Source organism: Natronospira bacteriovora, assembly GCF_030848495.1.
In the GTDB taxonomy this organism is placed as follows: Bacteria; Pseudomonadota; Gammaproteobacteria; order Natronospirales; family Natronospiraceae; genus Natronospira; species Natronospira bacteriovora.
The window spans coordinates 92,293-104,793 of the sequence record NZ_JAVDDT010000007.1; the positions used below are offsets into that span (position 1 = coordinate 92,293).

12 protein-coding genes are annotated in these 12,501 nt (G+C 61.0%); 9 read left to right on the forward strand and 3 right to left on the reverse strand.

Features of this window, described 5'->3' with window-relative positions; all coding sequences use genetic code 11:
• Positions 1 to 71: 71 nt before the first annotated feature.
• A complete protein-coding gene (locus tag RBH19_RS10865) occupies positions 72 to 752 on the forward strand; it encodes an alpha/beta hydrolase (RefSeq protein ID WP_306728880.1) in 681 nt (226 codons plus the stop codon).
• Between the two features lie 7 nt (positions 753 to 759).
• Here RBH19_RS10865 and RBH19_RS10870 read toward each other — a convergent pair whose 3' ends face one another.
• Positions 760 to 1,113, reverse strand: a complete 354-nt coding sequence (locus tag RBH19_RS10870; RefSeq protein WP_306728881.1) for a hypothetical protein — start codon at positions 1,111 to 1,113, stop codon at positions 760 to 762.
• 174 nt (positions 1,114 to 1,287) lie between these two features.
• Here RBH19_RS10870 and RBH19_RS10875 point away from each other — a divergent pair, with 174 nt between their 5' ends.
• The 8 genes from RBH19_RS10875 to tatA are packed head-to-tail and all read left to right on the forward strand — an operon-like array spanning position 1,288 to position 9,685.
• Positions 1,288 to 1,611, forward strand: coding sequence for a c-type cytochrome (locus tag RBH19_RS10875; RefSeq protein ID WP_306728882.1), 324 nt, complete (start codon positions 1,288 to 1,290; stop codon positions 1,609 to 1,611).
• A 35-nt stretch (positions 1,612 to 1,646) separates the two neighbouring features.
• Complete coding sequence (nosR, locus tag RBH19_RS10880; protein ID WP_306728883.1) at positions 1,647 to 3,800, forward strand: transcriptional regulator NosR; 2,154 nt, start codon at positions 1,647 to 1,649, stop codon at positions 3,798 to 3,800.
• A 21-nt stretch (positions 3,801 to 3,821) separates the two neighbouring features.
• Entirely contained in the window at positions 3,822 to 5,738 is a 1,917-nt protein-coding gene (gene nosZ / locus RBH19_RS10885) for a TAT-dependent nitrous-oxide reductase (RefSeq protein ID WP_306728884.1), read from the forward strand.
• Between the two features lie 41 nt (positions 5,739 to 5,779).
• Entirely contained in the window at positions 5,780 to 7,087 is a 1,308-nt protein-coding gene (locus RBH19_RS10890; protein WP_306728885.1) for a nitrous oxide reductase family maturation protein NosD, read from the forward strand.
• Positions 7,084 to 8,034: an ABC transporter ATP-binding protein gene (locus RBH19_RS10895; RefSeq protein ID WP_306728886.1), complete on the forward strand. Its 951-nt coding sequence runs from the start codon at positions 7,084 to 7,086 to the stop codon at positions 8,032 to 8,034. The genes RBH19_RS10890 and RBH19_RS10895 overlap by 4 nt, the downstream gene beginning before the upstream one ends.
• The gene (locus RBH19_RS10900; RefSeq protein WP_306728887.1) at positions 8,027 to 8,857 is read left to right on the forward strand and encodes an ABC transporter permease; all 831 of its coding nucleotides are present in this window, start codon (positions 8,027 to 8,029) and stop codon (positions 8,855 to 8,857) included. Before RBH19_RS10895 ends, RBH19_RS10900 begins: the two co-directional genes overlap by 8 nt.
• A 15-nt stretch (positions 8,858 to 8,872) precedes the next feature.
• The gene (locus RBH19_RS10905) at positions 8,873 to 9,373 is read left to right on the forward strand and encodes a nitrous oxide reductase accessory protein NosL (protein ID WP_306728888.1); all 501 of its coding nucleotides are present in this window, start codon (positions 8,873 to 8,875) and stop codon (positions 9,371 to 9,373) included.
• 45 nt (positions 9,374 to 9,418) lie between these two features.
• The gene (tatA, locus tag RBH19_RS10910; protein WP_306728889.1) at positions 9,419 to 9,685 is read left to right on the forward strand and encodes a twin-arginine translocase TatA/TatE family subunit; all 267 of its coding nucleotides are present in this window, start codon (positions 9,419 to 9,421) and stop codon (positions 9,683 to 9,685) included.
• A gap of 74 nt (positions 9,686 to 9,759) precedes the next feature.
• Here tatA and RBH19_RS10915 read toward each other — a convergent pair whose 3' ends face one another.
• Positions 9,760 to 10,599 (reverse strand): 2-oxoacid:ferredoxin oxidoreductase subunit beta, encoded by an 840-nt coding sequence (locus RBH19_RS10915; RefSeq protein WP_306728890.1) that lies wholly within the window; start codon positions 10,597 to 10,599, stop codon positions 9,760 to 9,762.
• Entirely contained in the window at positions 10,596 to 12,341 is a 1,746-nt protein-coding gene (locus RBH19_RS10920) for a 2-oxoacid:acceptor oxidoreductase subunit alpha (RefSeq protein WP_306728891.1), read from the reverse strand. The genes RBH19_RS10915 and RBH19_RS10920 overlap by 4 nt, the downstream gene beginning before the upstream one ends.
• Positions 12,342 to 12,501: the final 160 nt, after the last annotated feature.

Consider the following 12,501-nt stretch of genomic DNA (forward strand, 5'->3'; position numbering starts at 1 on the left):
TCCTGGATCAAGGCGCACGCCGTGTATTGCGCCACAATGACGGCATCATCAACGGGCGAGGAGAGCGAGCCGTGTTTGAACAGCAGGATATGTCCACTATGGAGGTATTCACTCGGCGAGAAGTGCAGGCGGCGACAATCTGGCTGCATGGCCTGGGTGTGAACGCCAGCGACCTGAACGCCGTGATCAAGAATCTGAGCCAGTCGCGAGAGATGGGGCTTCACTACCTGGCACCCAATGCCCCCATGCGGCGAATCAGTGTGGATGAAGAGCGTCCGGCTCGGGCCTGGTTCGATGTCCTGGGTCAGCCGGGGGAGGCGCCGGAAGATTGCGACGGAATTGAGGAAAGCGCCCGCTTTCTGGTGGATATCCTGCAGCGTGAAGCCGAGCGGGGCATTCCTTCCGGCAAGACCGTGCTGGCCGGGTTCTCACAGGGTGCTTCCATGGCGCTGCATGTTGGTCTGCGACACGAACAGCCGCTGGCCGGCATCATTGCCCTGTCCGGTGAGCTGGTGCTTGCCGATGAGCTGCCAGAGGCGGCCAGCTCGGCCAACGGGAACACGCCCATTCTCATGATGCATGGGCAGGATGACGAAGTGGTTCCGGTGGAAGCGGCCCGGCGCAGTCGTGATCACCTGCTCGCACTTGGGTATTCGGTCGAGTGGCAAGAGTACCCGGTCGGACACAGTCTGAGCCCGGAGCAGATCGAGCGGATCGATCAGTGGATGATGGATGTGTTGAGCGCCGACTGACTGCCTTTCAGTCCCCCTCCATTTCGCGGCTGGGCATGAGCCAGCTCTCGTCCGGTTCATGCCCGGCGGCGGTGGCCTCCTGATAGGCAATCAGGAAGTGATCAAGCACATCGTCAACGGCTTCGCGAACGCTGGCGTAGTCGTCCTTTTCCGTTACATCCGGGCTGCCCATTCCGGGTGCCTGCAGGTAATGGCTTTGCTCGGTTTCGAAACGCGCATTCCCTGGGCCACCGTAGATACGAAGGTGAATCGTCTCCGGGATGCCGTCGAGTCGAAAGCGAAATTCCTCCACAAGCTGACGGGCGGCGACGATCCCGTCTCGTCTGAACCCTTCCAACCCACTGTCTTGCGTTCTGCTCATGTGAATGACTCCTTCTGATGGGGGAGGCCGCAGATCACTGCTCCAGGCCCGGTTTCGAGTAAAGCACAGGGAATCAAGTCAAAACTTGTTCCAGATCAAGTACGGACCGGCGCGCTTGAACCACAATATGCGTAACAAAGATGCGCAATAATTCAGTGGAGAGTATGCAACGTCATGAAAAATCTCAATAAAACAATTCCTCTCTTCTTCGCCGCCCTGTGTCTGGGTGCCACCGCCCACGCCGAGCCGGGCGACAAGGATCGTGGCGAGGCCCGGGCCGCTACCTGTGCAGGCTGTCACGGTCAGGGCGGGAACAGCAGCATCCCCAGCCTGTACCCGAGCATCGCCGGCATGCCGGCCGCGGAGATGGAGGCGGCGCTCAAGGCCTTCCGGGACGGCGAACGGGATGATCCCCAGATGGCGCCCCAGGCCACACACCTGAGCGATCAGGATATCCGCGATCTTGCGGCCTATTACGAGGCCCAGGAACGGAAATAGGGCTGTTCACTCACCTCCACCATCGAGTGCAGGGAATGTCACGAGTTGTCATTGCAATACTCTTGCTGCTTGCCGGTGCGCCGGCGGCTGCCTTTGAACAGGTTCGGGAGGAAGGCCGCGAGGCCTTCTTCCCGGATGCGGATCGTTTCGAGGTGGTGGATGGCGAACCCCCGGTGGAAGTGGCGTGGCGTGGTGACGACCGCATAGGCCTGATCTTCGAGACCAATGATGTCTCACCCATACCGGCCTATTCCGGCAAGCCCGTGAACATGTTCGTGGGCATGGATCTGTCCGGCACGGTCACAGGCGTTCGTGTGCTTGATCATGAAGAGCCCATCATGCTCGTCGGGATCCCGGAACGCCGTCTTCAGGAGTTCGTTGACCAGTACGTGGGGCAGAGCATCCGTGACCGCGTTCGTGTCGGGCTCTCGGCTCGTCAGCGGGAAGGCTACAACTACGTTGATGCCGTCTCCGGCGCCACCGTGACCGTAGTGGTCATGGGGGAGGCCATCATGCAGGCGGCCCGTCGGGTTGCCGTGGCCCAAGGGCTGGTGGATCCGGATGCGGTTGCCGTTGCGCCGCCGGCCACGGTCCGCATGGATCGCTTCGAAACCAGAACCTGGCGTGAGCTACGTGAACTGGAGGCTATCGGTCGCCTGCACCTCGCCTGGGGTGAGGTCGATGAGGCCTTTGAAGGGACGGACGCCGAAGGTGTGGATACCGCGCCCGAAGGGCGCGAAGACGAGACCTTCATTGAGCTTTACGCAGCCTACCTTAATACACCCACAACCGGCCGCAATCTCCTGGGGCAGGCGGCCTATGACCGCCTCATGGACCGCCTTTCGGAGGGTGAACACGCCATTTATCTGATGGCAGACGGTCGATATTCCTTCAAGGGATCCGGTTTCGTGCGGGGTGGCATCTTCGACCGAATTCAGGTTCACCAGGGCGAGACGGCCATCCAGTTTCGCGATACCGATCTGGTGCGGGCTTCACGCCCGGAAGCAGAGGGCAGCCCCTCCTTCGTCGAGCGCGACATCTTCATCATCCGTTCCGAGCATGAATTCAACCCCGGCAAGCCCTGGGAGCTTGATCTGCTGGTTCGGCGCCAGGTGGGCGCACTGGAATCCGAGTTCGTGAATTTTCCGCTGGACATGAATCCGGTGGAGGCCTGGTTCGATTATCCCGAACCGCAACGGAGCATTGCCGAGGAGAGCGATCGCCCATTGTGGGTCAGTGTCTGGGAGGATCGGGTTGTCCACATCGTGGTGCTGGGCGCAGGCCTGCTGCTGCTGACGTTCATCCTCCTCTTTCAGGACTGGCTTGCCCGCCGACCGCGCCTGTTGCACCGCCTGCGTACCGGCTTCCTGATCTACACCGTGGTGTTCATCGGCTGGTATGCCCTGGCCCAGCTGTCGGTGGTCAATATATTCACCTTCAGTAACGCTCTGTTCACCGATTTCCAGTGGTCCACCTTCCTGATGGACCCCATGATGTTCATCATGTGGACCTTCGTCGCCGCCACACTCCTGCTGTGGGGCCGGGGTGTTTATTGCGGCTGGCTATGCCCCTTCGGTGCCATGCAGGAACTGATCAATGAAGCCTCTCGCAAGCTCAAGATTCCCCAATGGGAGTTGCCCTTCTTCATTCATGAGCGCCTCTGGTCACTCAAGTACCTGATTCTGCTCCTTCTGTTCGGTATCTCACTGCATTCTCTCGCTACTGCAGAAGTTTATGCCGAGGTTGAGCCCTTCAAGACCGCGGTGACCATGCGCTGGCAGCGGGAATGGGGTTTCGTGCTCTACGCCGTCATCCTGCTGGCCATTTCCATCGTCAATCGTAAATTCTTCTGCCGCTACATGTGCCCCCTGGGTGCCGGCTTGGCCATCCCGGCCCGCCTGCGGCTGTTTGACTGGCTCAAGCGCCACAAGGAGTGCGGCTCCCCATGCCAGATCTGTGCCCATGAATGCGAAGTGCAGGCCATTCATCCGGACGGTCGTATCAATCCGAATGAATGTCATTACTGCCTGGATTGCCAGGTGACCTACTGGAATGACCAGAAATGTCCGCCCATGATCCTGCGCCGCAAGCGCAAGGAAAAGGCGGCCCGTGTTTCATCCGCCAGCAAGCCTACTGAAGTGCCTCTGAAGCGGATGGATATCAAGCCGGCCAAACCGGCCAAAACGTGAGTAGAACGGGAGAGTGAGCTCATGCCTGATCGGAAGAAGGAAATCGACAAAGCGAAGGAGGAGGCGGTTGCCGAAAATCCCGGCCGCCGCAAGTTCCTGGGCGTAACGGCCACCGTGGGTGCCCTGGGCATGACCGGCGCCACGGGTGCCGGCCTGATGCTGGGTGGCAGCGGCAAGGCGGAAGCACGGAGCCGTGGCAATGGTGGAAATGACATTCACGTGGCACCCGGTGAGCTGGATGAATACTACGGCTTCTGGAGTGGCGGCCACTCCGGCGAAGTCAGGGTCTACGGCGTGCCGTCCATGCGCGAGATCATGCGTATCCCGGTGTTCAACCACTGTTCCGCCTCGGGCTGGGGAATGACCGATGAATCGAAGCGGATCATGGGTGATTCCCACCGATTCACCAATGGCGACGCCCACCACCCTCATGTGAGCTATACGGATGGTAGCCACGATGGACGCTACCTGTTCATCAACGACAAGGCCAACACACGTGTGGCGCGCATTCGTCTGGATGTGTTCAAGACCGACAAGATGGTCACGGTCCCCAACGCTCAGGCCATCCACGGACTTCGGCTGCAGAAGGCACCGAAGACCGGATATGTCTTCGCGAATGGCGAGTACATCATTCCGCAGCCGAACGATGGCCGTGATCTGAATGATCCGGAGAAGTACTGGACGCTCTGGTCGGCAATCGATGCGGAAAGCATGGAAGTGAAGTGGCAGGTCATGGTCGATGGCAACCTGGATAACATGGATGCAGACTATACCGGCAAGTATGCTGCCGCCACCTGCTACAACTCCGAAAAGGCAATCACGCTCGCCGGCAAGATGCGCGCAGAGCGGGATTGGGTGGTCGTGTTCAATATCGAGCGCATCGAGGCGGCCGTTCGCAATGGCAATTTCCGCACCATCGGTGACTCGGACGTGCCCGTGGTGGATGGCCGCAAGGGCTCTGAAGTGACCCGCTACATTCCGGTACCGAAGAACCCTCATGGTCTGAACACTTCCACCGACGGCAAGTACTTCATTGCGGCGGGCAAGTTGTCGCCCACCGTCACCATGATCCAGATCGACAAGCTGGATGACCTTTTCGCCGGAAACCTCTCGGACGAACGGGACGTGGTGGCCGCCGAGCCGGAGCTGGGCCTTGGGCCGCTGCACACCACCTTCGATGGCCGTGGCAATGCCTATACCACTCTCTTCCTGGATAGTCAGGTCGTGAAGTGGAACATGGATCGGGCGGTGCGCAACTACAACGGCGAAGATGTTGACTACATCATCCAGAAGCTGGACGTGCATTATCAGCCGGGCCATAACCATGCAACCCTGGCAGAGTCCAAGGATGCCGATGGCAAGTGGCTGTTCTCGCTGAACAAGTTCTCCAAGGATCGCTTCCTGCCGGTGGGGCCGCTGCATGCGGAAAATGACCAGATGATCGACATCTCCGGTGACGAGATGAAGCTGGTCCACGACACTCCCACCTTCGCCGAGCCCCATGATGCGGTCATCATCCGGCGCGATCAGATCACCACGTCGCAGATCTGGCGGCGGGACGATCCCTACTTCGCTGAAACCATCGAGATGGCGAAGAAGGATGGTGTCAACGTGGATCGTGACAACAAGATCATTCGGGACGGCAACAAGGTGCGTGTCTACATGACCTCCATCGCCCCCAATTTCGGCATCACCGAGTTCAAGGTGAAGCAGGGTGATGAAGTCACTGTGGTGGTTACCAACCTGGATCGTATCGAGGACCTGAGCCACGGGTTCTGCCTGGTGGATCATGGCGTCAGCATGGAAGTCAGCCCACAGCAGACGGCCTCCATTACGTTCAAGGCGGATAAGCCTGGCGTCTTCTGGTACTACTGCAACTGGTTCTGCCACGCCCTGCACATGGAAATGGGCGGCCGGATGCTTGTCGAGAAGGCCTGAAGTACATCGCGCCGCGGAGGGCAGGGATGCCCTCCGCTCGCATGAGATGGATTGAAATGAAACAACTGTTCCTTGGTTTGTGCCTGAGCCTTCTGAGCCTGGCCCTTTGGGCCGGCGAGGAAGGTCTACCCGTGGCGCCAGGGGAATTGTCGAATCTACTGGCCACGGCGGAGCCTGGCAGTACGCTGGTGCTTGAGCCCGGGGTTCATCCGGGGGGTGTGCGTATCGAGACCTCCATTACCCTGAAAGCCATGGAAGGTGCCGTCCTTGACGGTTTCGCCAATGGCACGGTGCTCGATATCGCGGCGCCCAACGTGACCGTCAGTGGTGTGCATCTGCGCAATGACGGTGCCAATCTAACCCGCATGGATGCCGTCATTTTCGTGGCGGCCGATGCCACTGGCGTCCGGCTGCTCGATAATCGGATCGAGGCAAGAGGGTTCGGCATCTGGCTGGATGGCTCCCAGGATGCCGTGGTGCGCGGGAATCGCATCAGTGGTGATCCTGCTCTCCGTTCCCAGGATCGTGGCAACGGGATACATCTGTTCAATGTTCGCAATGCGCTTGTCGAGAACAATGAGGTCTGGTTGGCCCGTGACGGAATTTACATTGACGTAAGCAACGAGAATCGCCTGATTGGCAATTTTCTGCACAATCAGCGTTATGGCATCCACTACATGTACTCCCACCACAATGAGGTGCGCGGCAATCGAACCCGGGAGAACCGGACGGGTTTTGCGCTCATGTCTTCCACGCATCTCGAAATCATTGATAACCATGCTGATGGTGACGAGGGTTACGGCTTCCTTCTCAACGACGTGACCAGTTCACGCATTGAAGGTAATACCGCCCGAAATATCCGTCACAGCACCAACCCCGGTGGCGGCTCTGCGATTCGGGGTGGGGAAGGCAAGGCCATGTTCGTCTACAACGCCCAGTTCAATTCCATTCGCCGCAATGTGCTGGCTTATACCGATATCGGGATCCATCTGACAGCCGGCTCGGAAGGGAACGAGATTTCCGAGAACGCGCTTCTGAGTAATCGCACTCAGGTCATGTATGTGGCAACCCGGAAACAGGAATGGTCCGTTGACGGCCGTGGAAACTACTGGAGCGATTACATGGGTTGGGACCTGAACGGTGATGGAATTGGCGACACCCCCCATCAGCCCAACGACTCCGTGGATCGTATTCTCTGGACGTACCCCATGGCCAGAGTGCTCATGAACAGCCCAGCGGTCCAGCTGTTGCGATGGGTGCAACGTGAGTTCCCCGTGCTGCGCCCGTCAGGTGTGACCGATAGCGCCCCACTGATGCGCCCACCTCGTTCCCTGGAGGAATTCGAATGAATGCCGCGGTAGAACTCCACAAAGTCACCCGTCGATTCGGTCCGCTGGAGGCAGTCAAGGAACTGGATCTCGTGGTGGAAGCGGGTGAGGTATTGGGACTGCTCGGCCACAATGGTGCCGGCAAGTCCACCACGATGAAGATGATGCTGGGTGTGCTGGCACCCACCGGTGGCCAGGTGCGGGTATTGGGTGAGGACCCCCGTGGGCGCCATGCGGATCGGTTGCGACTCAAGCTGGGCTACCTGCCGGAGAACGTCAGTTTCTATGACAATCTCAGCGGTCGTGAAGTCCTGCGTTATTTTGCCCGCCTCAAGCGGGTTGCCATCCCCCGGGCGGATACCATGCTGGAGCGGGTGGGCCTGGGTCATGCGGCCGACCGCCGCGTGCGCACGTATTCCAAGGGCATGCGTCAGCGTCTGGGCCTGGCCCAGGCGCTGCTGGGAGAGCCCCGTCTGCTGTTGCTGGACGAGCCCACTGTCGGGCTGGATCCCATGGCCACCCGTGACGTGTACACGATGATTGACGAGCTGCGCGGCAATGGCAGCAGCGTCATTCTCTGTTCCCACGTGCTGCCGGGCGTGGAGCGGCATATTGACCGGGTGGCGATCCTGGCTCAGGGCCGCCTGCTGGCTTCGGGCAGCATTGAAGCCCTCCGGAAAGAGGCCGGTCTACCCCTGCGCATTCAAGCTCGCAGCACTCAGCTCAATGGCAATCTGCGCCAGCGCCTGGGTGAGCGCATATTGAGTATGGAAGACATGGGTGGTGAGCAGATCGTGTTGACGACCTCGGCCGACCAGAAGCTTGAGGTCATGCGTATCCTGCTGGACAGCCCCGATGTTCACGATCTGAGCGTTGAGCACCCCAGTCTGGAAAATCTCTATGCCCATTTTGACGCTCAGGTGACGGGTGAACGGGCCGGACGGATGGAGGGGCATGGACATGCGTGAAGTATTGATTGTGGCCGGAAAGGAGTTTCGTGACGGTCTGCGCAACCGCTGGATCATCGCCATTACGCTGGCCTTTGCTCTGCTGGCATTGGGCCTGGCCTGGGTGGGGGCGGCGGCCTCCGGTGAGATCGGTTTTACCCGTATTTCCACCACGATTGTCAGTCTGGCCAGTCTTGCCGTGTTTCTGATTCCCCTGATTGCCCTGATGCTTGCCTATGACAGCATCGTGGGAGAGGAAGAAAAGGGAACGCTTCTGCTGCTGATGACCTATCCCCTGAGCCGGGTGGCCCTGCTGGCGGGAAAGTTTATCGGGCATGGGGGCATTCTCGCACTGTCCACGCTGCTGGGTTTTGGCATCGCCGCAGCCGCCATTGCCGCCCTGTCGGAGGGTGCCTATCTGTCCGAGATGGCAGGGCCTTTTGCCCTGTTCATCCTCAGTGCCATTCTTCTGGGCTGGGCCTTCCTGGCCGTTGCCTATCTGATCAGCGTGCTGACGCGGGAGAAGGCGCGTGCCGCCGGGCTGGCGCTGCTCGCCTGGTTCCTCTTCGTGCTGGTCTATGACCTGGCACTGCTGGGCCTGCTGGTGGGGACTGAGGGGCGTATCGATGGCGGATTGTTTCGCATTCTGCTGCTGCTCAACCCCACCGATGTCTTTCGAATCATCAATCTGACCGGCTTCGAGGAAGCGGCCGCGGCCAGTGGCATGCTTTCGGTCGTGGCCGAGCAGGGCTACGCCGTTGGCAATCTGCTGCTGATCCTGCTGGCCTGGGCGGTTGTTCCCCTGTTGGCGGCAGCCGGTCTGTTTGCTGCCCGTCGCAGCTGATCAAAGGAGGAATACATGGGTTCCAGACGAGATGCTCTTATACTGCTGGCCGGTCTGCCTGCCTTGATGTTGATGGCTTGTGGCGACGGCAGGGAAGCGGCAGCCAACTGCAAGGCCGTCACTCTGAGCGATGAGCATGATTGTGCCCTGTGTGGCATGACCGTGGTGCGTCATCCCGGGCCCAAGGGGCAGGCCTGTCTGCGCAATGGGGACATTCTGCCCTTCTGCTCAACCAGCGACCTGCTTTCCTGGGCCTGGCAGCCGGAGTCCGGACCAGCGATCGAGGCCCTGTTCGTGCATGACCTGTCCCGCACGGATTGGGAATCGCCGTCGGATGAGACCTACGTGTTGGCCGGCGATGCCTGGTACGTGGCCGGCCATCAACGACGTGGTGCCATGGGCTATCCTCCGGCGCCCTTCACGGAGAGAGCCGATGCCGAGGCCTTTGCCGAACAGCATGGCGGACGTGTCTACACCTTCAACGATCTGAGTTTTGACATCATTCGGGGCCGCTGAGCGCGATCGGTGACGACGCCGTTACACGGCGCAGGAGTGCAAATTATGGGTATCGGTGGAATTGGCATCTGGCAGCTGTTGATCGTGCTGGCCATCGTGGTGCTGCTGTTTGGCACCAAGCGTCTGCGGAGCCTGGGCAGTGACCTGGGTGGGGCGCTCAAGGGTTTCAAGGGCGCCATGCGTGAAGTGGATGAGGTGGAAAAGGACGTTCGCGAGGCCGGCGAGGAAGTAAGTGCGGATGTTCCGCGTCTTGCCGCGGAAGAGCGGGCTTCATCGTCGCAGAAGGACACGGCGGTGGAAAAGACTTCCTAGCGACCCACCAGGGGTAGCCCCTTTCCTTGGCAGCCGCCAGTGTCGCGGCTGCGGAGGGAGGACCTTGCGAGGCTCTACACCTGGAAAGCGGCCTCGATCTCCTGAAGCTGTTCAATGGGCCTTTCCGGGGCCGCCCGATGGGCGACGTCCTGCCGATAAAGCAGGCCGGTCGTGAAGCCGTCGTTTTCCAGCAATTGTTGATAGGCCTCCCCGCGATTCGCCGTTTCACGGAATCCCGCGTGTACCTGCTTTTTGTATTGCATCTGCTCCGGCCGGAAAGTGGGGCAGGGGCTCAGTATCTGCAGGAAGGCAAAGCCGGGGTGGCGAATTCCCTCACTGATGAGCTCCGCCAGGCCGTTGGGGTCGCCCGAGAAGGCGCGGGCGATGAAACCGCAGCCCGCGGCCAATGCCACTTCCAGCGGCTGGAAAGGGGCCTGATCGGTTCCGTCCGGCTGCATCTGGCTTTCATCCCATCCTGCCTCGGTGGTAGGTGAGGGTTGCCCCTTGGTCATGCCGTAGACGGCATTGTCCATCACCAGATAGGTCACATTGGCATCCCGACGACAGGCGTGCAGGAAATGATTGCCCCCGATGGAAAAACCGTCTCCATCACCACCCGCTGCCAGCACCGTGAGATCCGGCCGGCTCAGGGCCAGCCCGGTGGCCACCGGCAGGGCACGCCCGTGGGCACCGTGAAACCCGTAGCTGCGCGTGTAGGCTGGAATCCGGGATGAGCAGCCAATACCGGAAATGAAGGCCACTTCATGGGAGGGGATGGCCAGCGTGGACAGTGCCTTGGTTACGGCATTCAGCACCCCGAAATCACCACAGCCGGGGCACCAAACCGGCTTCAGGCCTGACTTGTAATCCTTCGGCTTGCAGGGGCGGTCAACGGAGTGAATGGGCAGGTTCATGCGGCCAGCTCCCGGATGGCATGAAGGATTTCACCGGGCCGGAGGTTGATGGGGCCCGGCCGGTGCAGGGTGTGACGGTGTGGTGGCAGCTCGTAGTTGGCCCGCAGATAATGCTCGAACTGTCGGCCGTGACTCTGTTCCACCACCAGCAAGCGCTCCACGCCGGACAGTGTCTCCTGCATGTGCTCGGGCAGTGCCGGAGCCAGCAGGCGCAGCGAGATCAGCCGCACCTGCATGCCCTCCGCCCGGGCCTGGGACAGGGCTTCACGAACCGGCCCGGTCAGGGAACCCCAGGTGAGAATGGCCAGGGGTGCGTCACCGTCCACATCCGCCCAGCGTTTGCCATAGTCATGCGCCAGCAGCTTGTCGCGCCGTCGATCCAGCTGCTCGATATGGTCTTCCGCCAGGCTGGATGGCCGCCCCTTGCGATCGTGGCTCAGCCCTTCGGCGGTGTATTCGCCACCCACGGTGCCCGGGATGGCCATGGCGGGCACATGAGCCTGGCCGGGGCCATAGCGTTCGTAGTCAGCCTCGGGAGCGGTCGCAACGTTGCGTGCTGTCATCGGGCCGGTCTCCCCGGGTGCGGCAATGACTGCCCGGGTCTGCGCCAGACTCTGGTCATTCAGAACAATGGCCGGACATTGCAGGGCCTCGGCCAGGTCCAGGCTCCACTGGGTGGTGTGGACGCAATCCTCGATGCTGTTGGGGGCGATCACCAGATGTGGCGCGTCACCGTGTGTCCCGTACAGGGCCAGATTGAGGTCGGATTGCTCGGAGCGGGTCGGAATGCCGGTGGATGGGCCACCACGCATGACATTGATGATCACGACGGGGGTCTCCGAGGCGACGGCGAGACCGATGGATTCGCTCATCAGTGACAGTCCGGGGCCGGAGGTGGCGGTCATGGCACGCTTGCCACCAAAGGAGGCGCCAAGACACATATTGATGGTCGCCAGTTCGTCTTCGGCCTGTACCAGCTGGCCCCCGAGTCGGGGCAGCTGTCCGGCCAGCCATTCCACGATGTCGGTGGACGGTGTGATGGGATAGGCGGCGCAGAATGCCAGCCCACCCCTGAGGGCCCCGGTGGCAGCCGCCTCATTGCCGGAGATCAGCCAACGTCCGCCAGCGGCCCTCCCGTCGGCCGGTGGCAGCTCGATGCCGGCTCCGTCATTGAGCCGATCGGCCTGGTCGCAGCCGGCGTGCAGACTCTCCCTGGCCGCTGTCAGCACCGTCTCTCCCTTGCTGGAAAGGCCGCCACAGACCGTGTCTTCCAGCAGGGCACGTGGCAGACCCGCCAGGCCGGACAGAAATCCCAGGCCGATCATGTTGCTCCGCCCACCGGGGATCCCCTTCGCCAGCTCAGCCAGAGGAAGTGCCAACTGCCGGGCGTTGCTCTCGAGGATGAAATCGGGAATCGCGCCCTGAGCCGGATCGAAGATGACCAGGCTGGCTTCATCCAGGGGGAGTTCAGCCCGGAAGCGCTCGACATTGATCCAATCCAGCGCCATCAGTACGTCAATGCGGTCGCCCTGGTTCTGGACTGGCCAGTTCGCCAGGCGCAGCAGGGCGGCGGCCTCTCCACCGCGGATCTGAGGCCCGTATGAGCGCCCCATCACCCCGTGGAGGCCGTGACGCGCCGCAGCCTTCAGCAGCATCTCGCCGGCGCTCATCACGCCGCTGCCGCCACTGCCGGTCAGCGCGATGGAGAGCGAGCTGGGTTTGGATTCGGCGGGTGGGGACACGGTCCATCCTCGGGCTCAGTGTTAGATTAGAAAATCATTATGAAGGCCCGGGTCTGAAATTGGCTTGATCTGGATCAATAGAAGCGAGGCGGGTGCCTGACGGCCGGAGCCCGCCTTCGGTATAATGGCCGCAACCGCATTTCTCTGGCGGCACATCCCG